Origin of the sequence: Serratia sp. 201, assembly GCF_037027545.1 — a bacterium.
GTDB lineage: Bacteria > Pseudomonadota > Gammaproteobacteria > Enterobacterales > Enterobacteriaceae > Serratia > Serratia bockelmannii.
In genome coordinates this window covers 423,342-449,595 of the sequence record NZ_JAXCHC010000001.1, presented here as the reverse complement: position 1 = coordinate 449,595, position 26,254 = coordinate 423,342, and the positions used below count along the sequence as shown (strand labels likewise).

The following is a 26,254-nucleotide window of genomic DNA, read 5'->3' as shown; positions in this document are numbered from 1 at the left end:
TCCATTTTTCGCGTTAGATCACCTTTTTACCGTCGCGAGCGTGCTATCTTTTTGCGCAATGACTTCTCCCTGTTCAGCAACGGGCGTATTAAAACGGTAATTGGAAGCGATTACACCCTTGTCGACGCCAAGAAGGAACCGTATGACGGAATTTAACCCTATCGACCATCCGCACCGCCGCTTTAACCCGCTGAGCGGCCAGTGGGTGCTGGTCTCACCGCACCGCGCCAAGCGCCCCTGGCAGGGCCAGCAGGAGACTGTCCCCACGGAAATGCTGCCGGCGCACGATCCCGACTGTTTCCTGTGCCCGGGCAACGCGCGCGTCACCGGCGATCGCAATCCGGAATATCGCGGCACCTATGTCTTTACCAACGATTTCGCCGCACTGATGAGCGATACGCCGCCGGCGCCCGACAGTCACGATCCGCTGATGCGCAGCCAGAGCGCGCGCGGCGTCAGCCGGGTGATCTGCTTCTCTCCCGATCACAGCAAGACTCTGCCCGAACTGACGCTGCCGGCGCTGGAGCAGGTGGTCACCACCTGGCAGGCGCAAACCGAGGAGCTGGGCAAGCACTACCCCTGGGTGCAATTGTTCGAAAACAAAGGCGCGGCGATGGGCTGCTCCAACCCGCACCCGCACGGGCAGGTCTGGGCCAACAGTTTTCTGCCAAACGAGGCCGAGCGCGAAGATCGCCTGCAACACGACTATTTCCGGGAACATGCCTCCCCGCTGCTGCTGGATTATGCGCAGCGCGAGCTGGCCGCAGGCGAACGCATCGTGGTGAACACCGAACACTGGCTGGCGGTGGTGCCCTACTGGGCCGCCTGGCCGTTTGAAACGCTGCTGCTGCCGAAAACGGCGGTGCAGCGCATCACCGATCTCAGCGCGGCACAAAGCCAAGATCTGGCGCTGGCGCTGAAGAAGCTGACCAGCCGCTACGACAACCTGTTCCAGTGTTCTTTCCCCTATTCGATGGGATGGCACGGCGCGCCGTTCAACGGCGCCGACAACCGACACTGGCAGCTGCACGCCCATTTCTATCCGCCGCTGCTGCGTTCAGCCAGCGTGCGTAAATTTATGGTCGGTTACGAGATGCTGGCGGAAACCCAGCGCGATCTGACCGCCGAACAGGCCGCAGAGCGTTTGCGCGCCGTCAGCGATATTCATTACCGTGAAGCCGGAGCCCAAGCATGAGCCTGAAACCGCTTACCCATTCCCTGTTTACCGAACACTTCGGCTACGCGCCGGCGTTGACCATCCAGGCGCCGGGGCGGGTGAATTTGATCGGCGAGCATACCGATTACAACGACGGCTTCGTGTTGCCCTGCGCCATCGATTACCAAACCGTCATCGCCTGCGCCAAGCGCGACGACCGCCAGATCCGCGTACTGGCCGCCGATTATCAGAATCAGCAGGATCAATTCTCGCTCGACGAGCCGATCGTCAACCACCCCGATCAGCGCTGGTCCGACTATGTGCGCGGCGTGGTGAAACATCTTCAGCGACGCAACCCCGATTTCGGCGGCGCGGATCTGGTGATCGCCGGCAATGTGCCGCAGGGCGCGGGGCTCAGCTCCTCCGCCGCGCTGGAAGTGGCGGTAGGCCAGGCGCTGCAGGCGCTCTATCAGCTGCCGCTGGACGGCGTGGCGCTGGCGCTGAACGGCCAGGAGGCGGAAAACCAGTTCGTCGGCTGCAACTGCGGCATCATGGACCAGCTGATCTCCGCGCTCGGCCGGCGCGACAGCGCTCTGCTGATCGACTGCCGCTCGCTGGAGACCCGTGCGGTGCCGATGCCGGACAGCGTCGCGGTGGTGATCATCAACTCCAATGTGCAGCGCGGGCTGGTGGACAGCGAGTACAACACCCGCCGCAAACAGTGTGAAGAAGCGGCTCGGTTCTTCGGCGTCAAGGCGCTGCGTGACGTCAGCCCGGAACAGTTTGAAGCACGTCAACATCAGTTGGATCCGTTGGTGGCCAAACGCGCGCGCCATGTCATCAGCGAGAATGCCCGCACGCTGGCGGCGGTCGATGCGCTGGCGGCCGGCGATCTGCAACGCATGGGCCGGCTGATGGCGGAGTCCCACGCCTCGATGCGTGACGACTTCGAAATCACCGTGGCGCCAATCGATCGGTTGGTCGAGATTGTCAAAGCGACGATCGGCTCGCGCGGCGGCGTGCGCATGACCGGCGGCGGCTTTGGCGGTTGCATCGTCGCGCTGATGCCACAGGATCTCGTGGAGACGGTGCGTGCCGCCGTGGCGCACGAGTATCCGCGGCAAACCGGCGGATTACAGGAAACGTTCTATGTCTGCCAGGCTTCGCAGGGGGCCGGTACATGCTGACGATGAGCACGGCAGCGGCGCCCGATGGGGAGCCTTATCAGCTGACGCAGCTGCAAAACGCCGCCGGCATGACGGTGACGCTGATGGACTGGGGCGCCACCTGGCTGTCCGCCGTCTTGCCGCTCAAATCCGGTGAAAAACGCGAACTGCTGCTCGGCTGCCGCAGCCCGGCAGACTACCCGCGTCAAGGCGCCTATCTGGGCGCCACCGTCGGCCGTTACGCCAACCGCATCGCCAACGCCAGCCTGCCCATCGATGGGACTCCCCATGCGCTGGCCGCCAATCAGGGCCTCCACCAGCTGCACGGCGGCCCCGACGGTTTTCATGCCCGCCGCTGGCGCCGGGTCCAGCAGGATGCGCAACAGGTCTGCTATGCGCTGCACTCGGCGGAGGGCGATCAGGGTTTCCCCGGCAATCTCGACGTGCAGGTCTGCTACCGTCTGACCCCGGATAATCGTTTGGAAATCAGCTATCTGGCACAGGTCGATCGCCCCTGCCCGGTCAACCTGACCAACCACGCCTATTTCAATCTGGACGGCGCCGGCACCGACGCCCGCGCCCAACGGCTGCAGCTGTTCGCCGATCGCTATCTGCCCGTCGACGCCGAGGGCATTCCCTGCGCCGATCTGACGCCGGTGGACGACAGCGGCATGGATTTTCGTCAGCCGAAAACGCTGCTGCAGGATTTCCTGCGCGATCGCGACCAGCAGCGGGTAAAAGGCTACGATCACGCATTCTTGCTGCACCGCACCTGCGGCGCGCTGGAGAGCCCGGCAGCCCATTTGTGGTCCGCCGACGGCCAGGTGCAAATGAGCGTGTTCACCGACGCGCCTGCACTGCAACTCTACAGCGGCAATTTTCTGGCCGGCACGCCGGCGCGCGATGGCGGCAGCTACGCCAACCATGCCGGCGTGGCGCTGGAGAGCGAGTTTTTGCCGGACAGCCCGCACCATCCCGAGTGGCCGCAGCCGGACTGCTGGCTGCAACCGGGGAGTCGCTACCGCAGCGCCACGCATTATCAGTTTTATCCTATCTGACCCGCTACGCCCCTCGCCGTGCGGCCGGGGGCAATTTGTTATAAATGCTTACCTTTTAGCGCTATCCCCCTACCGGCGCCCACCTTCCCTTATTCCAAAGCGCGCACTACACTCAGGCTACCGTGATAAGCACAACGCCTTGTGCAACGTCACCATTTTCGGCCGATGGCGGCCAATCAATAGCTGAAGGAACACCTATGCGTCTGATTACTGCACTTCCATTGCTGGCGGGCTTAATGCTGAGCACCAATCTGATGGCGGCCGACGCGACGACGGCGACGAAAACGCCTTCTCCGGCGCAGGCCGCCCAACAGAAACGCATGACCGATTGCAACCAGCAGGCATCCACCAAATCGCTGAAAGGCGCCGATCGCTCCACCTTCATGAGCACCTGTCTGAAATCCGAAGGCTCCGCCGCGGCGGGCAAAACCCTGACGCCGCAGCAGCAGAAAATGAAAAGCTGCAACGCCGACGCCAAGACCAAAGATCTGAAGGGCGACGCGCGTAAAACCTTCATGAGCAACTGCCTGAAAAAATCGGCCTGATTTCCCCCACGCCACGGCGCGCCCGGAGCGATTTCGGCGCGCCGTTTCCCCCTCACAGCGCCAGCCTGAACGATTCAGCTTTTTCCTTTCGCCAGCCCTTACTTTGCGGCAAGAAATTGGCTATGGTTAGACACTATCGATTGCCGAGCCCCGGCCCGCGGCAATATAATGATTTTCGTTATCATTGAAATGTCAGATTATTAAGGAGTTAAGCTATGGCTGTAACTAAGCTGGTTCTGGTGCGTCACGGCGAAAGCCAGTGGAACCAAGAAAACCGCTTCACCGGTTGGTATGATGTTGATCTGTCCGACAAGGGCCGCACCGAAGCGAAAGCAGCAGGCAAGCTGTTGAAAGAAGAAGGTTTCACTTTCGACTTCGCTTACACCTCCGTACTGAAGCGCGCGATCCACACCCTGTGGAACATCCTCGACGAGCTGGATCAGGCCTGGTTGCCAACCGAAAAATCCTGGAAGCTGAACGAACGTCACTACGGTGCGCTGCAGGGTCTGAACAAAGCCGAAACCGCTGAAAAATACGGCGACGAGCAGGTGAAGCAATGGCGTCGCGGCTTCGCGGTGACCCCACCTGAGCTGACCAAAGAAGACGAACGTTACCCTGGCCACGATCCGCGCTACGCCTCCCTGACCGAACAAGAGCTGCCGCTGACCGAGAGCCTGGCGCTGACCATCGATCGCGTTATCCCTTACTGGGACGAAGAGATCCTGCCACGCATCAAGAGCGGCGAGCGCGTGATCGTTGCAGCACACGGCAACTCGCTGCGCGCGCTGGTGAAATACCTGGATAACCTGAGCGAAGACGAAATCCTCGAACTGAACATCCCAACCGGCGTGCCGTTGGTGTATGAGTTCGATGAGAACTTCAAGCCAACCAAACGTTACTACCTGGGTAACGCCGACGAAATCGCTGCAAAAGCGGCCGCCGTGGCGAACCAGGGTAAAGCGAAGTAATTTCGCCCGTTAACGAAAAAGCCCCCGGTGAAAACCGGGGGCTTTTTTATTACTATCGCGGCTGCTGCGCCATCGCCTCATTCACCGCGTCCAGCCGTTCCTGCATCGCCGGATGGGTGCTGAGCCAGGCCGGCAGCGCCCAGTCATCGGTCTTTTCTCGTTCAGGCGCCTGCGCCAACGCGCGATAGATCGCCGCCATTTCCGCCAGCGAACGCCCCTGGCGCTGCATTTCCGCTATCGCAAACGCATCGGCCTCACGCTCCATCCCGCGAGAAAACTGCATCTCATTCACGAAGGACGCGGACTGCAGCAACGTGTCGCCGATGCCGCTGACGTCACCCGTCATCCACATCAGCGTCAACGCCACCAGTGACGAACGCACCAGCATGCGCATCGGATGACGATAAGCGTGATGCCCCATTTCGTGCAGCATCACCGCCGCCAAGCCATCGTCGTTTTTCGACAAAGTGACCAGCTCATCGCTGAGCACCAGCGTGCCGTCTGGCAACATAAAGGCGTTCGGCGCACCGGGCGCCGCCATCAACTTCAGCGACAGCGGCGTGCGCTCCTGGCGCATCTCAGGCGGCGTCACCTGCCGGAACAGCTGTTGCAACGCCTGCTGCCTCTCGACCGGGAGTGCGGAGGGCGCGAAGCCGCTCTGGTCCAAAAACGTCTGTGTATGCTCGCCCAGCGTCTGTTCCACCGAGGTGGGGATGCGCATGGCGATCTCGCTGCTCGCCCACGGCAGCACCACGTAAACGTAAGCCACTACCGCCAGCAGCGTCATCAGCAGCGCTAAGGCAACGCCGCGTTTATGGCGTTCCAGGCGATGTACCCACCCCGGCGAACGGCGCTGATAGAACCAGCGGCGAAAGGCCGCATCGTCATCCGGCACAAAGCGCGCACCGTCGCTAAAGGTGAGCGTCAGCGGAATATTGCCCAGCGCGGCAGAAACGGTGATGTCCGCCAGCGGGATGTAACGCTGTTCATCCTGCCGCTGCAGCGTCACGCCTTCGCCGCTTTCGTTCACCAGTAAACGGGCCGCCTCACGTGCGGCCCGCCCCGGCAATTGATAAGCGCCTTCAAGGATCATCGGCGCCTCAGAAGCTGCCGCCCAGATCCAGCGCCTGCACCGCTTCTTCGGCCACCGCGCTGTTGGCAGTTTCCTGATGCGCAGTAATGTTCAGCAGCGCCAAATCGCCTTCAACCGCCGTGCAAGCCGCCAGATAACGGGCATGGCGCACTTCCGCCACCGGCGCCGCCAAACCGAGCGAGAACAGGGTAATCAGGGTATTGGTGATCAACAATCCCATGTACGGCATCGTTTTCATTGAGGAATGCAGCTTGATGTCGCCGTTCAGCCTTGCCTGGTTAAACAGGTAGTTGCGTTGGGCGACAACCTGGTAACTGCTGGCCACCAGGGCGCCGATCAGCAGCACCACCATCATCAGCAGCAGGCTGCTGATATTGTCCAGCACCAGCACATCAATGGCTTCATTGGTCAACATGCCCATCAACACCATCTGATAGAGGGTAAAGAAGAACGAACCGATGCACACCAGCGCGACCAACATGAACGGCAGGAATATGAGCAGGCCAACCAAGGCAAATTTGATAAAGGCCGATTTCTTCAGTTCGGCAATAAACGGTGTCTTCCCGAAAAACAGGTTATTAACGTACAAGTCATGCTGCAGTGCGCTAATAATGCCGTTTACCGCCGCAAATGCCGGCACGGCCAAAATCAGCGTCAGCACCAGCATAAAAGCAATGGCGTTGATGCTGCCAAGACCGCTGCCAATGCCAAGCAAGACGATCAGACCGACATACAGCCCGATAATCAGCAATAACGGGCAGAACAGTAAAGCCCAATAGGCGCGCCCGGTGCGGCAGACATAATTAAAACGCACGCCGCGATAGCTCGACATAATCGCATTGTAACGCCAGCTGCGGATAACGATCCACGGCAACAGGGCAAGCAACACCAGCAAAGCCAGCAGCCCCAGCAGAGGCGTTATCGCCAGCAAGATATAAAACACGATGATGCCGCCGATCACCAACAGCCGCCCTTTCAGAATTTGCAGCGGTTGTGCATGATAATCGAAACGATCGCCGTCCAATTCCGTGTTGCCGTAAAAATAGCGACGACGACGCACCGTCGCCCAGGCGGAATAGATGCCCAGGGTCAGAGCCGTCAATAACGCGTTGACTAACCAAATAGCGAAGTACTCACCACCTTTCCCATGGAATTTAATCCGGTGCAGCCCCAGCGGCTGCGAGGTATTACTTGTCATAATTCTTTCGTCCTGAAAGGAATAGGTCATACCACTCCCCGCTTATTCGTCATGCGGAGTTTGTGGAATAAAAAAGCGTCTTATATAAGCACAATGCCGAGAGCGGTGACAATTATTCTTTTATTAAATAGGAATAATGCGAAGACGGTCGCTTAATGATTTAATAAGCCTATTAACTGTAGGCCTTAAATTGACAGGAGATATAAAAATTTAAGATAAATAGAAAAGGGCCCGCTGGCGAGCCCTTCTTTACGCGATTAACCGCGGCGCGCTTTCACCGCCGCCGCCAGATCGCGCAGCACGGTTTCGGTATCCTGCCAGCCGATGCAGCCGTCGGTGACGCTCTTGCCGTAAACCAGCGGTTCGCCGCTTTCGAGGCTCTGGTTGCCTTCCACCAGATGGCTTTCGATCATCACGCCGATAATCGCTTTTTCACCGCCGCCAATTTGCCCGCAAACATCGGCGCTCACGTCCATCTGCTTTTTGAACTGTTTGCTGCTGTTGGCATGGCTGAAGTCGATCATCACCTGCGCCGGCAGCCCGGCTTTGCTCAGACCGGCTTTGACGCCCTTCACGTGCGCCGCGCTGTAGTTCGGCTCTTTGCCGCCGCGCAGGATAATGTGGCAGTCGCCGTTGCCGCTGGTGTTAACAATCGCCGAGTGGCCCCATTTAGTCACCGAGAGGAAGCAGTGCGGCGCGCCGGCGGCGTTGATGGCGTCGATCGCCACCTTGATGGTGCCGTCGGTGCCGTTCTTGAAGCCGACCGGGCAAGAAAGGCCGGAAGCCAGCTCACGGTGCACCTGCGATTCCGTGGTGCGCGCGCCGATGGCGCCCCAGCTCATCAGATCCGCCAGGTACTGCGGCGTGATCATGTCGAGGAATTCGCCGGCGGCCGGCAGGCCGCTGTCGTTAATCTCCACCAGCAGCTTGCGCGCCAGGCGCAGGCCGTCGTTGATGTTGAAGCTGTTGTCCATTTGCGGATCGTTGATCAGGCCTTTCCAGCCCACGGTGGTGCGCGGTTTTTCGAAGTACACGCGCATCACCACTTCCAGCTCGCCGCTCAGTTCTTCACGCAGCGCCAGCAGGCGCCCCGCGTACTCTTTGGCGGCTTGGGTATCATGGATGGAGCAAGGGCCAATCACCACCAGCAGGCGATCGTCGCTGCCGCGGAGGATATTGTGAATTGCGCTGCGGGCCTGGGACACCGTCTTTGCCGCGCGTTCAGTGGCCGGGAATTTCTCCAGCAAAGCCACCGGCGGCAGGAGTTCCTTAATATCATTAATGCGTAAATCGTCGTTTTGGTAATTCATAGCTTTTCCATTCGGTATCGTGGGGTATTTCGCAGTGCGTAACGGTGTAGATCCCAACAATCTAGCCTGTGAGAATGGCGCTGTAAATCACCTTTGCCCCCCACCGCTGGAACCGCCAAATTAACAGCAGATTGTGCTGTTTCATCTGGCGAGCGCAGAGCCTCCTTTTTCGCTATGCTAGCGATCAGAATATAAAGTGACCCGAGTTGAACATGCCCTCTCTGCTATTAGTTGATGACCACCCGGTGGTTCATGTCGCACTGGAAGCGGCGCTAATGAAATCATCCCGCCCCTACCGCCTGCAGGCGGCACAGGATGACGTACAGGCGCTGGCCCTGCTGGCCGAGGCCGCTTTTGGCCTGGTGATCCTGGATATCGGCCTGCCGCAGGCCGACGGGCTGCAGCTGTTGAAAAAAATCCGCCGCCGCTATCCGCAACAAAAAATCCTGATCTATACCGCGCAGGAAGCCGATGTCTATGCGCGCATGGCGCATGCCGCCGGCGCCGACGGTTTCGTCAATAAAGGCAGCTCGCTGGCGGAGTTGGTGCAGGCGATCGAGCAGGTGCTGGACGGTGAAACCCGCTTCCCCGCCGCCGCGCTGGCCGAAGAGCCGCCGACGGCGGACGGCGGGCAGCTCACCCCTAAGGAGCTCGAGGTGCTGGGCTTGCTGAGCCAGGGGCTGTCCAACCTGCAGATCGCCGACCGGCTGCACATCAGCAACAAGACCGTCAGCACGCACAAAAAAAACATCCAGCGCAAAACCGGCGCCGGCAACCTGCTGGAGCTGGTGGCGGTGTTTAAAGAGCTGGCGCCATGATGCGCCGCGCCCTGCTGCTGCTGATCCTGTGGTGCGGTCTGGCGCAGGCGGCGGAGCCGGTGCGCTATCAGTTGGTCAGCAACCTGAATACCCCCGAGAACATGCTGATCGTCGGCGAGAAAAATCCCTGGCGCGATCGCACGCTGCGCGTCGGCATCATCAGTGAGAACACCAGCCCATACAACATCATCGTGGACGACGATCTGTATGGGCTGAACGCCGACTACCTCGGCTATATTCAGCAGGTGACCGGCATCCGCTTCGCCATTTACGGCTTCGCCGACCTGACGCAGCTGGAGCAGGCGCTGCACGACGGCAAGGTCGATCTGCTGTACGGCATCCCGCAGAGTGAAGCGCTGCACGGGCTGGAGATCTCTCAGCCCTACTACGTCAGCAATCTGCGCGTATTGCGCGATCGCAGCAACGATCGGCCGGTGATGCTCAATTCCGCCAACGCCCGCGTCGCGATCGGCGCGCTGACCGACATGCAGTCCGGCGGCGCCCTGCAGGCGGTGGCATCGCAGATCCAGCGCTACGACAACAACCTGCAGGCGGTCTATTCGCTGCTCAACGGCAGCAGCGACTACTTTATCGCCGACGAGGCCAGCGCCAGCTTTATCATCGACCAGCTGCAGCTCGGCCAGCTCTATCAGATTGAAAGCAACGAGAACCTGGGCAACCTTTCCTTCGTGTTCGCCGCCGCCGATCCGCGCCTGATAGACACGCTGGACACCGCCATCGCCGACGCGCCGATGGAGCTGATGAATGCCCTGCAGAGCCGCTGGAGCAAAAAGATCCCCAGCTACCTCGACACCGGCAATGCCGATCTGACGGCGATGGAGAAAAACTGGGTGGCGAGCCACCGCGTGGTTTACTACGCCGCCATCGAGAACAACTTCCCGTTCGCCTACCGCGGCTCCGACGGCCAGCCGCGTGGCTACGCCATCGACATTCTCAACATCATCGCGCAAAACACCGGACTGCGTTTCGCGCCGCTGTGGGCGCGCAACGCCGAGCAGGCCGATGAGCTGGTGCAGTCCGGCCAGGCCAGCTTCCGCGCCGCCCTGCCGCTGGCGCGCGGCGTCAAGGCGCGCTACGGCGCCAGCATGCCGATCCATCGTTCGCTGTGGGGCGTTTACGTCGGCCAATACGCCAACGGCATCTCAACCTGGAGCGATTTGGCCGGTAAGCGCATCGGCGTGCTGCAGGGCGATTTGGCGCAGGGGCTGGTACCGGAACAGGAGCAGACCGTCAGCTTCGCCGACAGCAAGTCGATGTACGACGCGCTGGCCAACGGCCAGTTGGATGCGCTGGTGGATAACGTCATTTCCGCCAACTTTTTGGCGTTGTCGCGCTATTCCGGCGCCATCAAACTGGCCTTCGCCGCCAACAATATCCCCTATCCGGTGGCCTTCGGCGTGCGTCGCGATCAGACGCTGCTACTGGCAATCCTCGATAAGAACCTGATGCAGATCCCGGCGGACACCCTGCAATCGCTGCGCGACGAGTGGATCGTCGATCGCAGCAACCTGATCGATGCGGTGAACGATAACCGCATGCCACCGCAGACTACCTGGCTGCTGGCGCTGCTGGCCGCCGCCACCGTGCTGCTGTTGGCGCTGACGCTGCGCCGTTTCATGCTGCAGCGCCGTGAAAAACGCGAACGCGAAGAGCTCGAGCAGGCGCGCCGCCGCGCCGAAGCGGAAAACCGCATGAAGAGCAAATTCCTCGCCACCGTCAGCCACGAGTTGCGCACGCCGATGCACGCCATCCTCGGCCTGCTGGAACTGGAGCTCAAACGCCAACCCGCGCAGGAAGGCCTGCCGGTGATATACAGCTCGGCCTCTTCGCTGCTCAACCTGCTCAACGACCTGCAGGATCACGCTCGGCTGGAAACCGGTTCGCTGACGCTGGCGCCGAAACCGGTGGCGCTGCGCCCCTGGGTCGCGCGCATCGACGCCCTCTACCGGCCGCTGATCGGCGAACGGCCGTTGACGCTGAGCGTAGTGGCGGATCCGGCGCTGCCGGAGGCGGTGATTATTGATGGTGAGCGTTTACTTCAGGTGGCTAATAACTTGATAAACAACGCGATAAAGTTCACGCCGCGCGGCACCATTCAGGTCGAGGTCGGCTGGCACGCGCAGGATGAGCGGCAGGGGGAATTGCATCTGACGGTGAACGACAGCGGCTGCGGCATCGCCGCCGATGAGATAGGCAAGCTGTTCCAACCGTTTTACCGTGCACGCGGCACGCAACGCATCTCGGTGCAGGGCACCGGTTTGGGGCTGTCGATCTGCAAAGAAATCGTCGAACAGATGGGCGGCCGCATCGAACTGCACTCGCAGCCGGGCGTCGGTACCCGTGTCAAGGTCGCGATACCGGTCGAGCTGAGCGGCGCGCTGCCGGCTGTCGCCCCGGCAGAGCGCACCTTTGCTCTGCCGTCTTCCGCCTTACGTACCGCGCTGATCGACGATCATCCCACCAATCTGTTGCTGATGGAACGCCAACTGCGCCACTTCGGATTACAGCCGGCCCGCTTCGAACAAGGCTATCCGCTGCTGAAGGCCCAGCGCCGAAAGCCGTTCGATCTGCTGTTTATCGACTATAACATGCCGCGCCCGGACGGCCTGACGCTGGCCAGACTGATCCGACGCGACGAACAGCGGCTGCAGCGCCCGCCTTGCCGCATCGTGCTCTGCTCGGCAGACGTGCAGGAGTTTACCCGCATCCCGCCGGGGCTGGTGGCGATCGACCACTTCCTGACCAAACCGATTTCACTGGCGGCGATCGGCCAGGTATTGGCTCAACAGCCGCAGGCTCAGGAAGAAAAGTCAGTCCTTACTGACCTGCGGCAAACGCTGGCCGAAATGGCGGGTGGCGATCGCGCCATGCTGCAGCGGCTGGCGCAGACGCTCGGCGATACGCTGCGGCAAGACCGGCAGCGGCTCGCGGACGCCGTCGACGCGCACGACTGGCCGCGCCTGGAGCAGGCGGCGCACCGCATCAAGGGCAGCCTGCTGATGCTGCAGCTGCCGGAAGCCGCGCAGCTGTGCCAGCAGCTGGTGGATACCGCACGTCGAGGCGAGCTTGCCGCCGCCGCTTATACTAAATTAAAGGCGTCAGTGGCGCGGATAGTGTCGGAGCTGGACGCTCTGCTCGCCGCCGCCCCCTCTTTTATGCATAAGGATGAATAATGTCGGACACTCCACACGTACACCTGCCGAAAGACAGTAATAGTAAACGCCTACTGACCGCTTTTTTAGTCACCGCGGTCTTTATGGTGGCCGAGGTGGTCGGCGGCCTGTTGTCCGGCTCGCTGGCGCTGTTAGCCGATGCCGGGCACATGCTGACCGATGCCGCCGCGCTGTTGGTGGCGCTGATGGCGGTGCACTTTTCCCAGCGCAAGCCCAACGCGCGCCACACCTTCGGCTATCTGCGCCTGACCACCCTGGCGGCCTTCCTCAACGCCGCGGCGCTGCTGGTGATCGTGGTATTCATCCTGTGGGAGGCGATACGGCGTTTCTTCGAACCACAGCCGGTGATGGGTACTCCGATGCTGATCATCGCCATAGCGGGGCTACTGGCGAACCTGTTCGCCTTCTGGCTGTTGCATCGCGGCAGCGAAGAGAAAAATATCAACGTGAGGGCGGCCGCGCTGCATGTGTTGGGCGACCTGCTCGGCTCGGTGGGCGCCATCGTCGCCGCCATCGTCATTCTCGCCACCGGCTGGACGCCGATTGACCCGATCCTGTCGGTGCTGGTCTCCTGTCTGGTGCTGCGCAGCGCCTGGCGACTGCTGAAGGAGAGCTTCCACGAGCTGTTGGAAGGCACGCCGCAGGAGGTCGACATCGCCAAGCTGCAAAAAGACCTGTGCCTGAATATCCCGGAAGTGCGCAACATCCACCACGTGCACGTCTGGCAGATTGGCGACCAGAAGCTGATGACGCTGCATGCGCAGGTGATCCCGCCGCATGACCACGATGGGCTGTTGCAACGCATTCAGGCTTATCTGTTGGAACACTACAAAATTGGCCACGTGACCATTCAGATGGAGTACCAGCACTGCGAGACGCCGGACTGCGGTATCAACCGGGCGCCGGAGCCGAGTGAACACTCACATGCCGAAGCGCATTCCCATCTGGGACATCGCCACTAAGCCAAGAGGGCGCCACCACGGCGCCCTCTGCGTTGTTACGGAGCGGAAGATAACGGATTGGAATGGTTGCGCCCGGCGCTCTTGATCCACAGCCAGGAGCCGTTCAGGGCGATCAGCGTCAGAATGACGTACTCCAGCGCCATCGCGTACACCCCTTGGTAGGCGAAGATCGCCACGCTGATGACATCAATAACCACCCACAGCAGCCAGTTTTCCACGTACTTGCGCGTCATCAGGATCATCGCCACGATGGAGAGCACCATCATCGCCGAATCCCAGAACGGGAAGGCGTCCGGCTGCAGCGTCGGCATCTGTACGTTCAGCCCCAGCCCTTGCATCACCGCCACCGCAACCTGCGTCAGCCAGGCGAACACGCGGTCGATGTTGAAGGTCATCAGGCCGATGCCGATGACGCAGACCGCCGCCCAGGCCAACGCTTTCGGCAGCGGCAGCCAGCGGATCTGCAGCTCGGCCTGATTATCCTGGGTCTGGCGGCTCCAGGCATACCAACCGTAAATATTGGCGCCGAAGAAAAACAGCTGCAGCAGCAGGCTGGCGTACAGCTGGATCTGGAAGAAAATCACCGCGAACAGCGTGACGTTGATCAGGCCGAACAGGTAGTTGATGATTTTTTCCTTGCTGGCATACCAGATGCACAGCAACCCGAACAATGTGCCGATAGCTTCGATCCACGACAGATCGTAACCGCCTGCGCCCAGCGGAATGTGCACCAGAATATTGCTGGTACTGAAGAAGCTCATGAGGTCATCCTTTTAAACGGTTAAGCGTTGCCTTTAACCTGCATCTTAAGCTGAGCGGCGAAATCCAGCATGCGGTTCAGCGGCACCAGCGCCTTCTCACGCAGCGCGGCGTCCACGTGGATCTCATGCTGCGCGCCCCCCTGCTCCAGCCCTTCGGCAATTGCTTTCAGGCCATTCATCGCCATCCACGGGCAATGCGCGCAGCTGCGGCAGGTCGCGCCTTCCCCGGCGGTCGGCGCTTCGAACAGCTCCTTGTCCGGACAAGCCTGCTGCATCTTGTAAAAGATACCGCGATCGGTGGCGACGATCAGCTGTTGATGCGGCAATGTTTTCGCCGCCTGAATCAGTTGGCTGGTCGATCCCACCGCATCCGCCAGCTCGACCACCGCCTGAGGCGATTCGGGATGCACCAGGATGGCCGCCTGCGGATAGAGCGCCTTCATGCGCCGCAGCGCCTGGGTCTTAAACTCGTCATGGACAATGCAGGCGCCTTGCCAACACAACACGTCAGCGCCGGTCTGCTTCTGCACGTAGCTGCCGAGATGACGATCCGGCGCCCAGATAATTTTCTCGCCCAGGCTATCCAGATGCTCGATCAGTTCGACGGCGATGCTGGAGGTCACCACCCAGTCAGCGCGCGCTTTGACCGCCGCCGAAGTGTTCGCATAGACCACCACGGTGCGATCGGGATGGCTGTCGCAAAACGCATGAAACTCCTCTTCCGGGCAGCCCAGATCCAGCGAACATTCGGCAAACAGCGTCGGCATCAGCACCTGCTTTTCCGGGCTGAGGATTTTGGCGGTTTCCCCCATGAAACGCACGCCGGCCACCAACAGCGTGGAAGCCGGATGGGCGCTGCCGAAGCGCGCCATTTCCAGCGAATCCGCCACGCAGCCGCCGGTTTCTTCCGCCAGCGCCTGGATTTCCGGATCGGTATAATAGTGGGCGACCATCACCGCATTGCGCTGCTTGAGCAGGGTTTTGATCTTCTCGCGATAAAAGGCTTTTTCGGCTACGTCCAGCGGTACCGGTTTAGGCGGGAAGGGATACACCGCCGCATTGACATCAAACATTTCACTCATCGCTGCAATCTCATGCTAGGCTGGGCGCCTGCCGCGTGAATATCGCCTACCGCAACGCCCTTCGTTTTATATACTAAACAAAATACCTAAAATCGCGCGAAAAGTCCGCTGATATTTTCAATTTTGCGCACTCAATGTTTAATAGATTAAAAACATAGGCATTAGCCGCGCAGTTCACAGCGGATTAACAGCCTGAGGAGAACGTATAGCCGTTCAGAAAAGAGCGGGATGATAGTCGGTGTCATGTTGAAACGAGAAAGCAGCGGATTCAGATTGCGGTGATGCGGATACGAAAAAAGCGCCCAAAGGCGCTTTTTTCTGAATTGGTGGGTCGTGCAGGATTGATTCGGCCTTTGGCCTCACCCTACGGGCAACGCTGCGCGTTGTCGTATCGCTGCGCGATGCTCGAACCTGAACGCAGGATCTCACCCGCACGACTCAGAAGGCTATGTCAGCAAGAAGATAAAGGTAGAGTCAGGTGGCGCAGATGCGAAAAAAGCGCCAAAAGGCGCTTTTTTCTGAATTGGTGGGTCGTGCAGGATTGATTCGGCCTGTGGCCTCACCCTACGGGCAACGCTGCGCGTTGTCGTATCGCTGCGCGATGCTCGAACCTGAACGCAGGATCTCACCCGCACGACTCAGAGGGCTATGTCAGCAAGAAGATAAAGGTAGAGTCAGGTGGCGCAGATGCGAAAAAAGCGCCAAAAGGCGCTTTTTTCTGAATTGGTGGGTCGTGCAGGATTCGAACCTGCGACCAATTGATTAAAAGTCAACTGCTCTACCAACTGAGCTAACGACCCGCAGTGTGGTGGGTGATGACGGGCTCGAACCGCCGACCCCCTCCGTGTAAAGGAGATGCTCTACCAACTGAGCTAATCACCCACTGCTGTGGTACTGCTATTTTCACTCTCAAAGAGTGGTGGGTCGTGCAGGATAACTCGGCCTTGGGCCTCGCCCTTCGGGCCATCACCGGAGTGATGTTGTCTCGCTTCGCGAGACTCGAACCTTTACGGTTCTCATCCTGACGATTTAACACCTTGCTCTATTAAAGAGTGGTGGGTCGTGCAGGATTCGAACCTGCGACCAATTGATTAAAAGTCAACTGCTCTACCAACTGAGCTAACGACCCATAACAGTGGTGGGTGATGACGGGCTCGAACCGCCGACCCCCTCCGTGTAAAGGAGATGCTCTACCAACTGAGCTAATCACCCACTGTTGTGGTTACTGCTACTTCAGAAATTGGTGGGTCGTGCAGGATGACTCGGCCTTTAGCCTCGCCCTGACGGGCCATCACTTCGTGATGTTATCCTTCCCGATTCCACTTCATTTCTTGCTTCAAAATTGGTGGGTCGTGCAGGATTCGAACCTGCGACCAATTGATTAAAAGTCAACTGCTCTACCAACTGAGCTAACGACCCAATTTCCCTGCCGCTTTAACATCTTGCAAGATGTCTTGGCAACGGCGGCATATATTACTAATTTATCTTGGCAGCGCAACCTAAATTTTTTACCGATGCGTTCAACTGCTTGTTCTTCACGCGAATGAGCCCAGAAATCGGTCAAATCGACTAACTTCTGGGCTCATTTTTCTGACTGTTAACCGCCTACGCGACTTTTCGCCTGTTTGGCCGCCGCACTGGTTGGGTATTGTTTAATCACCTGTTGGAACACGGCTTTGGCTTTATCGGCCTGCCCTTTCTCCTGCATGATGATACCCACCTTGTACATGGCGTCCGGCGCCTTCGGTGATTTAGCGTAATTCTTCACCACCACCGCAAAATAGTAGGCCGCGTCGTCTTTTTTACCCTTGTTGTAGAACAACTGACCCAGCCAATAATTGGCGTTGGGCTGATAGGTAGACTTCGGGTACTGTTTTACGAAGGACTGAAAGGCAGAAATCGCCTGGTCATACTGTTTTTTTTCCAGCGCCAGAGAAACAGCGGCGTTGTAGTCGCTGTTCTCATCACCGCCGCTCGGCGTTGCAGACGCGGCTGCAGGCGCGCTGCTGCCCGCATCGGAAGATGCGCCTGCGGCTGCCCCACCGGCAGTGCCCGCGGCCGCAGAGGCGCTCTGAGCGCCGCCCTGGCTGAGGCTATCCATCTGCTGATAGATTTGCTTCTGGCGTTCAACCACCTGATTCAACTGATACTGACTTTCCTGGATTTGTCCACGGAGAGAATCAATGTCGCGTTGGTTATCAGAGAGTTGTTGCTGGAGTTGGTTTAAAAGCTGGCCTTGAGCATTGCTGATGCGCTCAAGCGAGGTGACGCGGTCTTCGACCGAGCCGGAGCCGACATTACTGATTGGCGCTTGGGCAGTAGCGGCCCAGGGGGCCGCTACGCCAACCAGTAACGACAGACTCAACAGGTGACGTCTGAAGTTACTGTTCATGCGATTCTCTTAGTAAACCAGAACGGCACGACGGTTTTTAGCATAAGCCGCTTCGTCGTGGCCCAGTACTGCTGGTTTTTCTTTACCGTAAGAAACGATAGAGATCTGGTCAGCGGAAACGCCTTTACCCTGCAGGTACATTTTAACGGCGTTAGCACGGCGCTCACCCAGAGCGATGTTGTATTCCGGCGTGCCGCGTTCGTCAGCATGGCCTTCAACGGTCACTTTGTAAGACGGGTTGTTACGCAGGAATGCAGCGTGCGCGTCCAGCATCTGAGCGAATTCGGAGCTAACGTCATACTTGTCCAGGCCGAAGTAAACGATGTTGTTCTTCTGCAGTTCTTGCATCTGCAGACGAGCTTGTTCTTCGGAAGACAGGTTGCTGCTGCCGTTTTCCATACCAGTGCCAGCGCCCATACCAGATTGGTCGTTGTTCGCGCTTTTGTTAGAACTACAAGCTGCTACAGCCAGAACTGGCAGTGCCAGCAGAAGCCCTTTCAGCACTTTGTTCAGTTGCATTTCTTTGATCCTTTTATAGTTTGCCATACATATTTACACATGCATCACAGATACGGCGACCAGGCAGGGAATTTGACCTGTCCATCAGTTGCCGGAAGACGCGCTTTGAAACGCCCATCAGTTGACACCAACTGCAGCACGGAGCCCATACCTTGCGTGGAGCTATAGATCACCATGGTGCCGTTTGGCGCAATACTAGGCGTTTCATCCAGGAAGGTGCCGGTCAAAACCTGAACGGCGCCCGATCCAAGATCTTGTTTGGCGATGTGTTGTGCACCACTGTTGGTGCTCACCATCACCAGGAATTTACCGTCGGAGCTGACTTCAGAATCCTGGTTCTGAGAGCCTTCCCACGTCAGACGCTGTGCGGCACCGCCGCTGGCGCTGATTTTATAAATCTGCGGACGCCCGCCCTGGTCGGAGGTAAACGCCAGCGACTGGCCATCCGGGAACCAGGTCGGTTCGGTGTTGTTGTTGCGACCATCGGTCAGCTGCGTGATTTGGCCGGAGCCGAGGTTCATCACGTACAGGTTCAGGCTGCCGCTCTTGGACAGCGCGAACGCCAGCCTGCTGCCGTCCGGAGAGAACGCCGGCGCACCGTTGTGGCGCGGGAACGAGGCGATCTGGCGGATAGCGCCGTTAGCCAGGGTCTGTACCACCAGCGCGGAACGGCCGCTCTCGAAGGTCACGTAAGCCAGCTTGCTGCCGTCCGGCGACCAGGCCGGCGACATCAGCGGCTCAGGCGAACGGTGCACCGTGAACTGGTTGTAACCGTCGTAATCCGCTACGCGCAGCTCATACGGGAATTTCCCCCCGTTGGTCTGCACGACGTAGGCGATACGGGTACGGAACGCGCCCTTGATGCCGGTCAGCTTCTCGAACACTTCGTCGCTGGCGGTATGGGCAGAATAACGCAACCACTGTTTGGTCACTTTATACTGGTTCTGCGCCAATACGGTGCCCGGCGAACCCGAGGTGTCCACCAGCTGGTAGGAGATCAGGTAGCTGCCGTCGGCGCCAGGCTGAACCTGGCCGACAACCACGGCGTCGATGCCCAATGCAGTCCAGGCCGCCGGCGTCACTTCAGACGCGGAGGTCGGTTGCTGCGGCATGCGCGCCACGTCGATCGGGTTGAATTTGCCGCTGTTGCGCAGATCCGCGCCGACAATCTTGCCGATATCTTCCGGCGGCGTGCCTGGGCCCGCCCACTTAAACGGCACCACGCCAATCGGGCGAGCGGAGTCGACCCCTTGGGTGATTTCAATGCGAACTTCCGCGTGCAACACGGACGCCCACAGAATTAAAAAACCTAGCGCTACTCGAAATGCCTGCTTCATCTCATCTCCCTTATCCAGGCGGGATGCCTGCGATAAATTAGCAGAATTTTAACAAACCAACTTACGTAAAACTACATAATCCCTGTTGGTTACCTTAGTACATCCCTGTGATCTTACTCAGCTCAAACAACCATTATTAAGGTTTGAATTCAAGGGTAGCATTCTTAACATGCTGATAAACGGCATCGCTCGGCGGCTTCGGTATATGCGCCAACTTGGCGGCAGATACCGCGGCCTGGCACAATGCCGGATCGCCTCCCGCCGGTTGTACACTTATCAGCAGGCCGTCCGGCGCCAGCTTGATACGCAGGTCACAGGTTTTTCCGGCGAACGAACTGGCATCATAGAACTTGCTTTCAATCGCGTTTTTAACCTGCCCAATATAACCATTGATATCCGCCCCGCTGGCGCCTGCCGCCTTGGCATTGCCCTGCCCGGCCGGTTTACCATCACCTTTCGATTTGGCACCGCCGCCCTTCGGCGCGTTCTTGCCGTCCGCCAGGCCGCCAAACAGATCGCTAACTTCATCCGATTGTTTCGCAGCCTCAGCGGCGGCCTTCTTCTTGGCGTCCGCAGCGGCTTTCTTGGCAGCAGCTTTCTTCTCCGCTTCAGCGGCGGCCTTCTTCTCGGCTTCCGCTGCGGCTTTCTTCTCGGCTTCAGCGGCCGCTTTCTTCTCCGCGGCCTCAGCGGCTTTTTGCTCTGCGGCGGCAACCGCGGCTTTCTTCGCCTCTTCCGCCTGTTTCTTGGCGGCGGCAGCGGCGGCCGCTTCTTTCTTGGCTTCCGCTTCGGCTTTCTTCTGCGCGTCCGCCTGCGCCTTGGCGACCTTGTCCGCTTCGGCCTTCGCCTTGGCGGCGGCGGCTTCGGCGACCTTCTGTTGCTCTTTAGCCTTGGCTGCGGCGGCTTCCGCCGCTTTTTGCTGCTCGGCGGCCTGCTTCTGCTGCTCCGCTGCCTTCTGCTGTTGCTCAGCCTGCGCTTTGGCGTCCTGCGCAGCTTTCTCCTGCGCCGCCAAACGCTCTTTCTCCAGCTCTTTCAGGCGCTGCTGTTGCTCCGCCTGCTTCTGCTGAAGCTCTTCGGCCTGTTGCTCCGCCTTTTTCTGGCGCTGCTTCTCGGCACGCTGCGCATCGTTGCTCTGCTGCTGCTGGCGGTTGTATTGCTCCACCACCGCGCCAGGATCGACCATCACTGCGCCCACCACGGTGCCATCACCGCCACCGCCGGCGCCCATGTCGACCTTTTCCTGCAGCGATCCCCAAATCAGCAGGGCAATCAATATGAAGTGCAGAACGACCGAAACAATAACGGCGCGGTTCAGCTTATCGTTTTGCTCAGTTGCCTTTACCAAAATAGATTCCCAAAAACTGGTGTTGCTTATACGGGGTTCCTGGGCCGCAGCGCAGGAACCGGGTTGCCGTTCGCCTTACGGTCAGATCGGCTGGGTCATCAGCCCCACGGAAGCTACGCCCGCCTGATGGAGAATATTCAATGCCTTGATAATCTCATCGTAAGGGACTTCCTTCGCACCGCCGATCAAAAAGACCGTTTTCGGGTTAGCCGCCAAACGCGACTTGGCTTCGGCCGCGACTTGCTCAGGCGGCAGCAGCTCCATACGGTTGTGATCCACCACCAGGGTGTATTGACCTACGCCGGAAACCTCAAGGATCACCGGCGGATTGTCATCGCTGGACACCGTTTTGGAATCGGTGGCGTCCGGCAGGTCAACCTCCACGCTCTGCGTGATGATTGGCGCGGTTGCCATAAAGATCAGCAGCAGCACCAGCAACACGTCGAGCAGCGGAACGATGTTAATTTCGGACTTCAGCTCGCGCCGACTACGTCCACGTACTCTCGTCATGCTACCTCCTACTTATTTGCTGTCGCTGGAGAAGGCCTGACGATGCAGAATAGCGGTGAACTCTTCCATAAAGTTGTCGTAATTCTGCTCAAGCTTGTTGACGCGCTGGTTGAGACGGTTGTAGGCCATTACCGCCGGGATAGCGGCGAACAGACCGATCGCGGTGGCGATCAGCGCTTCGGCGATACCCGGCGCTACCATCTGCAGCGTGGCTTGTTTCACCGCGCCCAGCGCGATAAAGGCGTGCATGATCCCCCACACGGTGCCGAACAGGCCGATGTACGGGCTGATCGAACCGACGGTGCCGAGGAACGGAATATGGGTTTCCAGCGTTTCCAGCTCGCGGTTCATCGAAATGCGCATCGCGCGCGACGCCCCTTCGATCACCGACTCCGGCGCATGGTTGTTGGCGCGGTGCAGGCGGGCGAACTCTTTGAAGCCGGAATGGAAGATCTGCTCGGAACCGGTCAGGCTATCGCGACGCGCCTGACTTTCCTGGTACAGACGGGAAAGCTCGATACCGGACCAGAATTTGTCTTCAAAGGCTTCGGCGTCACGCGTCGCCGCATTGAGGATGCGGGTGCGCTGAATGATGATCGCCCAAGAAGCTACCGAGAAGCATATCAAAATCAACATGATAAGCTTAACCAGCAGGCTCGCCTTCAAGAATAAATCTAGGATGTTCATGTCAGTCACTGCTTAAACTCCGCGACAATAGACTTAGGAAGCGCTCTTGGCTTCATTTGGTGTGGATCAATACAGGCAATCAGGACATCTGCCTGGCTCAGTAGGGCCCCGTCAGAATTGACAATGCGTTGAGCAAACGTGAGAGAAGCCCCGCGCAGACAGGTGATTTCGCTCTGGACCTCCAGTTGCTCGTCGAGACGAGCCGGAGCCAGATAATCCACCGTCATGCGCCGGACGACAAAAGCGACTTGTTCACTGAGCAGCTGCTGTTGATGAAAGTTGTGCTGACGCAGCATCTCTGTGCGCGCTCTTTCAAAAAAGGCGACGTAGCGGGCGTGATAGACCACACCACTGGCATCGGTATCCTCGTAGTAAACGCGAACCGGCCATCGAAACAACGTATTACTCACTCTACTTCCCAGCAATGCAATTTAACGCTGCTACTATACGCAAGACGGATCGGGTTGGGAATGGGTTACAAGATGGGAATGAAAATAATTATGGGCCGTGAGGGCCCATAACAAGGGGACATCGGGGAGATTATAAAGAAACGTAAAGTAATCCTGCGAACAAGATCACAATGGCGGGAAGCGGCGCGAAAAAAGCGCGCCAGACGCTGCGCTGCGGGCGGAATCCGAAACCGTGGATCACCCCGGCGCACACCGCCCAAATCAGCAACAGCCCTTCCCAAATCTCCAGCGAGCTGGTTTTGGCGGCGAAACGCGTCGGATCCCAGAACACGCACCCCGCCAAAATCAACGCCAGCACCAGGGAAAGGGCCCGGATCGGGCCCTTGTCGGTGACAGCGTACAGCTTGTCAATCACGGACGAGCTCATCACTTACCGTCTTGCTGAGCTTTGGTCGCTTCGCTCTGCTCAAGCGCCAGCGCCGTGATAATGCCGAAGGCGCAGGCAAGAAGCGTTCCGAGAATCCAGGCAAAATACCACATGGTTTAGCTCCTTATCCTTAGTACAGCGAATGCTTGTTGTTTTCGATGTAGTTCTTGTCGAGGCGACCGAACATTTTGTAGTACGACCAGCTGGTGTACGCCAAAACGATAGGCACGAAGATCGCCGCCACGACGGTCATCACTTTCAGCGTCAACAGGCTCGAGGTCGCATCCCACATGGTCAGGCTGACGTTAGGCACAGTGCTCGACGGCATCACGAACGGGAACATGGTGACCCCGGCGGTGAGGATGACGCAGGCGATGGTCAACGACGAGGTGACGAACGCCAGCGCGCCCTTCTCCAGACGCGAGAACAGGATGGTGAACAACGGCAGCACCACGCCCAGCGCAGGCAAGGCCCACAGCAGCGGATACTTGTTGAAGTTGATCAGCCAAGCACCGGCCTGATGCGCCACTTCTTTACGCATCGGGTTGGATTCCGCCAGGGTGTCCAGCGCCGACGTCACGACGAAGCCGTCGATGCCTTTCACCAGCCATACGCCCGCCAGCAGGAAACATACCGCCATGATCAGCGTCGCGATCTGTGCCGCAGCGCGTGAACGCAGGTGGATCTCGCCGGTGGTGCGCATTTGCAGGTAGGTCGCGCCCTGGGTGACCAGCATGGTCAGGCTGACCACGCCCGCCAACAGACCGAACGGGTTCAGCAGTTGGAAGAAGTTGCCGGTGTAGAACAGGCGCATGTACTCGTCCATGTGGAACGGCACGCCCTGCAGCAGGTTACCGAACGCCACGCCGAATACCACTGCAGGCACGAAGGAGCCGATGAAGATGCCCCAGTCCCACATGTTGCGCCAGCGGCTGCTCTCCAGCTTGGAACGGTAGTCGAAACCGACCGGGCGGAAGAACAAGGCGGCCAGCACCAGGATCATGGCGACGTAGAAGCCGGAGAAGGCCGCTGCGTAGACCATCGGCCAGGCGGCGAACAGCGCGCCGCCGGCGGTGATCAGCCACACCTGGTTACCGTCCCAGTGCGGAGCGATGGAGTTGATCATCACCCGGCGCTCGGTGTCGGTTTTGCCGATGATGCGCACCAGAATGCCGACGCCCATGTCGAAACCGTCGGTGACGGCGAAGCCGATCAGCAGAACGCCAACCAGGACCCACCAAATAAATCGCAGTACTTCATAGTCAAACATACGTGGACTCCTGTTTAGCGCGCTTCCTGCACGGCGGCAGTCGGTTGTTCAAAGTGATAGCGGCCGGTTTTCAGGCTGCTTGGACCCAGACGCGCAAACTTAAACATCAGGTACAATTCAGCCACCAGGAACAGGGTGTACAAGCCGCAGATCAGCCCCATTGAGAACAGAATGTCGCCCGCGGTCAGCGAAGAGTTGGCGACCGCCGTCGGCAGCACCTCACCAATCGCCCACGGTTGACGGCCGTATTCCGCCACGAACCAACCCGACTCGATCGCGATCCAAGGCAGCGGCAAACCGTACAGCGCCGCGCGGTGCAGCCATTTTTTCTGGCCGATGCGGCCGCGGATCACGTTCCAGAACGACAGGCCGATGATCAACAGCATGATCACGCCACAGGCCACCATGATGCGGAAGGCGAAGTACAGCGGCGCCACGCGCGGAATGGAGTCCTTGGTCGCCAGCTGGATTTGCGCTTCCGTCGCGTCGGTGACGTTCGGGGTATAGCGCTTCAGCAGCATGCCGTAGCCCAGATCTTGCTTGGTTTTGTTGAATTCGGCACGCACCGCAGGATCGGTGTTGCCGCCGCGCAGCTCTTCCAGCAGCTGGTAGGCTTTCATCCCGTTGCGGATACGCACTTCATGCTGCGCCATCAGATCTTTCAGGCCGGTGACCTGAGTGTCCGTGGAGCGGGTGGCGATCAGGCCAAGCGCATACGGGATCTGAATAGAGAAGGAGTTTTCCATCTTGTCCTGATCGGGAATGCCGAACAGGGTGAAGGAGGCCGGCGCCGGCTGAGTGTCCCATTCCGCTTCGATAGCGGCCAGTTTGGTTTTCTGCACGTCGCCCATTTCGTAGCCGGATTCATCACCCAGAACGATAACGGACAGAATGGCAGCCATACCGAAGCTGGCAGCGATGGCGAAGGAGCGCTTGGCAAAGGCGATGTCGCGGCCTTTTAGCAGGTAGTAGGAGCTGATGCCCAGAACGAACATCGCGCCGCAGGTGTAGCCGGAAGCCACGGTGTGAACGAATTTCACCTGCGCAACCGGGTTAAGCACCAGTTCGGAGAAGCTGACCATCTCCATGCGCATGGTTTCGAAGTTGAAATCCGAAGCGATCGGGTTCTGCATCCAGCCGTTGGCGACCAGGATCCACAGCGCGGACAGGTTGGAGCCGAGAGCCACGAACCAGGTTACCGCCATGTGCTGCACCTTGCTCAGACGATCCCAGCCGAAGAAGAACAGGCCGACCAGCGTCGATTCAAGGAAGAACGCCATCAGACCTTCGATAGCCAGAGGGGCCCCGAAGATATCGCCGACGTAGTGAGAGAAATACGACCAGTTAGTCCCGAACTGGAACTCCATGGTCAAACCGGTGGCCACACCCAGAGCAAAGTTAATCGCAAATAACTTTCCCCAGAATTTGGTCATGTCTTTATAAATTTGTTTGCCAGACAGGACATATACCGTTTCCATAATTGCCAGCAAGAACGCCATACCGAGCGTTAATGGGACAAATAAGAAATGGTACATCGCCGTTAAAGCAAACTGTAAGCGCGACAGTTCGACAATATCAAACATCTTGACTCCTTGCTCCTCGCAGGAAGACTCCGACACGCGGTTATCGGCACGCTTCTTTCAAAGCTGCCAGTAACGCCCCGCAGTGAATGCCCTTAAACACAACAAATTTGATCCAGCTTCTCCGCTTTCAACCGCACACTCGGCCAATAGCCCCTCGGGCCCTCGACAAGCACGCCACTGAAAACCGACAACGGGTAACAAATGCAACAAGATCAACCATCCATAATCACAACATGGATGATACTCGCCCAATCCCACACAATAAATAGGTTTTTACGTGACGTGGGTTAGACTTTTGGTTACAGGTCAAATCTTAGCCGAAAGAGGTACTTCGGGCTAATTTGATCTGAGACAATTTAAGCCTATCCGCATCTTATTTCCATATTCATCAGCACATTTCGCATAATTTTCTTAGGGTCATGTTGCGCAATGGTTTAATTGTTTTTTAATGATATTTTTGTGTTAA

At 58.7% G+C, this 26,254-nt stretch carries 24 protein-coding genes, 5 tRNA genes and 3 other RNA genes; 8 read left to right on the top strand and 24 right to left on the bottom strand.

The annotated features are described in order from the left end of the window. Window positions 1-142 precede the first annotated feature (142 nt). The 5 genes from galT (at window position 143) to gpmA (ending at window position 4,893) form a co-directional block, all read left to right on the top strand. Window positions 143-1,195 carry a galactose-1-phosphate uridylyltransferase gene (galT, locus tag WA302_RS02480; RefSeq protein ID WP_197835217.1) on the top strand — a complete coding sequence of 351 codons (1,053 nt, stop codon included), beginning with the start codon at window positions 143-145 and terminating at the stop codon, window positions 1,193-1,195. After that, a complete protein-coding gene (galK, locus tag WA302_RS02475; RefSeq protein ID WP_261456130.1) occupies window positions 1,192-2,343 on the top strand; it encodes a galactokinase in 1,152 nt (383 codons plus the stop codon). The genes galT and galK overlap by 4 nt, the downstream gene beginning before the upstream one ends. Then, window positions 2,337-3,380: a galactose-1-epimerase gene (gene galM, locus WA302_RS02470; protein ID WP_261456129.1), complete on the top strand. Its 1,044-nt coding sequence runs from the start codon at window positions 2,337-2,339 to the stop codon at window positions 3,378-3,380. The genes galK and galM overlap by 7 nt, the downstream gene beginning before the upstream one ends. Window positions 3,381-3,577: 197 nt before the next feature. Then, window positions 3,578-3,925 carry a PsiF family protein gene (locus WA302_RS02465; protein ID WP_025301896.1) on the top strand — a complete coding sequence of 116 codons (348 nt, stop codon included), beginning with the start codon at window positions 3,578-3,580 and terminating at the stop codon, window positions 3,923-3,925. A 215-nt stretch (window positions 3,926-4,140) separates the two neighbouring features. Next, window positions 4,141-4,893 carry a 2,3-diphosphoglycerate-dependent phosphoglycerate mutase gene (gene gpmA / locus WA302_RS02460; protein ID WP_004939834.1) on the top strand — a complete coding sequence of 251 codons (753 nt, stop codon included), beginning with the start codon at window positions 4,141-4,143 and terminating at the stop codon, window positions 4,891-4,893. A 52-nt stretch (window positions 4,894-4,945) separates the two neighbouring features. Here the strand turns inward: gpmA and WA302_RS02455 are convergent, their stop codons facing one another. The 3 genes from WA302_RS02455 to aroG all read right to left on the bottom strand — a co-directional run bounded on the left by WA302_RS02455 (window position 4,946) and on the right by aroG (window position 8,494). Beyond that, window positions 4,946-5,986, bottom strand: a complete 1,041-nt coding sequence (locus WA302_RS02455; protein ID WP_149570856.1) for a M48 family metallopeptidase — start codon at window positions 5,984-5,986, stop codon at window positions 4,946-4,948. A 7-nt stretch (window positions 5,987-5,993) separates the two neighbouring features. Next, window positions 5,994-7,184: a YjgN family protein gene (locus tag WA302_RS02450; protein WP_049208997.1), complete on the bottom strand. Its 1,191-nt coding sequence runs from the start codon at window positions 7,182-7,184 to the stop codon at window positions 5,994-5,996. A gap of 257 nt (window positions 7,185-7,441) precedes the next feature. After that, entirely contained in the window at window positions 7,442-8,494 is a 1,053-nt protein-coding gene (gene aroG / locus WA302_RS02445) for a 3-deoxy-7-phosphoheptulonate synthase AroG (RefSeq protein ID WP_336062627.1), read from the bottom strand. Between the two features lie 212 nt (window positions 8,495-8,706). Between aroG and WA302_RS02440 the strand changes: the two genes are divergently transcribed. The 3 genes from WA302_RS02440 to zitB are packed head-to-tail and all read left to right on the top strand — an operon-like array spanning window position 8,707 to window position 13,468. Beyond that, entirely contained in the window at window positions 8,707-9,312 is a 606-nt protein-coding gene (locus WA302_RS02440) for a response regulator transcription factor (RefSeq protein WP_025301892.1), read from the top strand. After that, a complete protein-coding gene (locus WA302_RS02435) occupies window positions 9,309-12,506 on the top strand; it encodes an ATP-binding protein (RefSeq protein WP_197832610.1) in 3,198 nt (1,065 codons plus the stop codon). Before WA302_RS02440 ends, WA302_RS02435 begins: the two co-directional genes overlap by 4 nt. After that, window positions 12,506-13,468, top strand: a complete 963-nt coding sequence (gene zitB, locus WA302_RS02430) for a CDF family zinc transporter ZitB (protein ID WP_025301890.1) — start codon at window positions 12,506-12,508, stop codon at window positions 13,466-13,468. Before WA302_RS02435 ends, zitB begins: the two co-directional genes overlap by 1 nt. Before the next feature lie 35 nt (window positions 13,469-13,503). Here zitB and pnuC read toward each other — a convergent pair whose 3' ends face one another. The 21 genes from pnuC to cydA form a co-directional block, all read right to left on the bottom strand. Further along, a complete protein-coding gene (gene pnuC / locus WA302_RS02425) occupies window positions 13,504-14,229 on the bottom strand; it encodes a nicotinamide riboside transporter PnuC (protein WP_060432602.1) in 726 nt (241 codons plus the stop codon). Window positions 14,230-14,249: 20 nt separating this feature from the next. Then, window positions 14,250-15,311, bottom strand: a complete 1,062-nt coding sequence (nadA, locus tag WA302_RS02420; protein WP_015376982.1) for a quinolinate synthase NadA — start codon at window positions 15,309-15,311, stop codon at window positions 14,250-14,252. A gap of 324 nt (window positions 15,312-15,635) precedes the next feature. After that, window positions 15,636-15,760: non-coding RNA, RtT sRNA (locus WA302_RS02415), on the bottom strand. A gap of 75 nt (window positions 15,761-15,835) precedes the next feature. Continuing rightward, window positions 15,836-15,960: non-coding RNA, RtT sRNA (locus tag WA302_RS02410), on the bottom strand. Between the two features lie 75 nt (window positions 15,961-16,035). Beyond that, window positions 16,036-16,111: transfer RNA gene (locus WA302_RS02405), tRNA-Lys, on the bottom strand. 6 nt (window positions 16,112-16,117) lie between these two features. Further along, window positions 16,118-16,193 (bottom strand) — tRNA-Val (locus WA302_RS02400). A gap of 35 nt (window positions 16,194-16,228) precedes the next feature. Continuing rightward, window positions 16,229-16,351, bottom strand: a non-coding RNA gene (locus WA302_RS02395) — RtT sRNA. A 13-nt stretch (window positions 16,352-16,364) separates the two neighbouring features. Beyond that, window positions 16,365-16,440: transfer RNA gene (locus WA302_RS02390), tRNA-Lys, on the bottom strand. A 7-nt stretch (window positions 16,441-16,447) separates the two neighbouring features. Continuing rightward, window positions 16,448-16,523: transfer RNA gene (locus WA302_RS02385), tRNA-Val, on the bottom strand. Between the two features lie 131 nt (window positions 16,524-16,654). Further along, window positions 16,655-16,730, bottom strand: a tRNA-Lys gene (locus WA302_RS02380). Between the two features lie 178 nt (window positions 16,731-16,908). Continuing rightward, window positions 16,909-17,703 (bottom strand): cell division protein CpoB, encoded by a 795-nt coding sequence (gene cpoB, locus WA302_RS02375; protein WP_025301888.1) that lies wholly within the window; start codon window positions 17,701-17,703, stop codon window positions 16,909-16,911. 9 nt (window positions 17,704-17,712) lie between these two features. Next, entirely contained in the window at window positions 17,713-18,222 is a 510-nt protein-coding gene (pal, locus tag WA302_RS02370) for a peptidoglycan-associated lipoprotein Pal (protein ID WP_025160033.1), read from the bottom strand. Between the two features lie 44 nt (window positions 18,223-18,266). After that, the gene (gene tolB / locus WA302_RS02365; protein ID WP_025301887.1) at window positions 18,267-19,559 is read right to left on the bottom strand and encodes a Tol-Pal system beta propeller repeat protein TolB; all 1,293 of its coding nucleotides are present in this window, start codon (window positions 19,557-19,559) and stop codon (window positions 18,267-18,269) included. A gap of 136 nt (window positions 19,560-19,695) precedes the next feature. Beyond that, window positions 19,696-20,901 carry a cell envelope integrity protein TolA gene (gene tolA / locus WA302_RS02360; RefSeq protein ID WP_336062619.1) on the bottom strand — a complete coding sequence of 402 codons (1,206 nt, stop codon included), beginning with the start codon at window positions 20,899-20,901 and terminating at the stop codon, window positions 19,696-19,698. Between the two features lie 81 nt (window positions 20,902-20,982). Next, window positions 20,983-21,411 carry a colicin uptake protein TolR gene (tolR, locus tag WA302_RS02355; RefSeq protein WP_336062618.1) on the bottom strand — a complete coding sequence of 143 codons (429 nt, stop codon included), beginning with the start codon at window positions 21,409-21,411 and terminating at the stop codon, window positions 20,983-20,985. Window positions 21,412-21,423: 12 nt separating this feature from the next. Next, complete coding sequence (gene tolQ, locus WA302_RS02350) at window positions 21,424-22,107, bottom strand: Tol-Pal system protein TolQ (protein ID WP_004939862.1); 684 nt, start codon at window positions 22,105-22,107, stop codon at window positions 21,424-21,426. Next, a complete protein-coding gene (gene ybgC / locus WA302_RS02345) occupies window positions 22,104-22,508 on the bottom strand; it encodes a tol-pal system-associated acyl-CoA thioesterase (RefSeq protein WP_025160034.1) in 405 nt (134 codons plus the stop codon). The genes tolQ and ybgC overlap by 4 nt, the downstream gene beginning before the upstream one ends. Window positions 22,509-22,638: 130 nt before the next feature. Then, a complete protein-coding gene (gene ybgE / locus WA302_RS02340; protein ID WP_025301885.1) occupies window positions 22,639-22,935 on the bottom strand; it encodes a cyd operon protein YbgE in 297 nt (98 codons plus the stop codon). Further along, window positions 22,935-23,048 carry a cytochrome bd-I oxidase subunit CydX gene (gene cydX / locus WA302_RS02335; protein ID WP_004939868.1) on the bottom strand — a complete coding sequence of 38 codons (114 nt, stop codon included), beginning with the start codon at window positions 23,046-23,048 and terminating at the stop codon, window positions 22,935-22,937. The genes ybgE and cydX overlap by 1 nt, the downstream gene beginning before the upstream one ends. A 17-nt stretch (window positions 23,049-23,065) precedes the next feature. Beyond that, entirely contained in the window at window positions 23,066-24,205 is a 1,140-nt protein-coding gene (gene cydB / locus WA302_RS02330) for a cytochrome d ubiquinol oxidase subunit II (RefSeq protein WP_019454033.1), read from the bottom strand. Between the two features lie 14 nt (window positions 24,206-24,219). Beyond that, window positions 24,220-25,788, bottom strand: a complete 1,569-nt coding sequence (gene cydA, locus WA302_RS02325; protein WP_019454034.1) for a cytochrome ubiquinol oxidase subunit I — start codon at window positions 25,786-25,788, stop codon at window positions 24,220-24,222. Window positions 25,789-26,254: the final 466 nt, after the last annotated feature.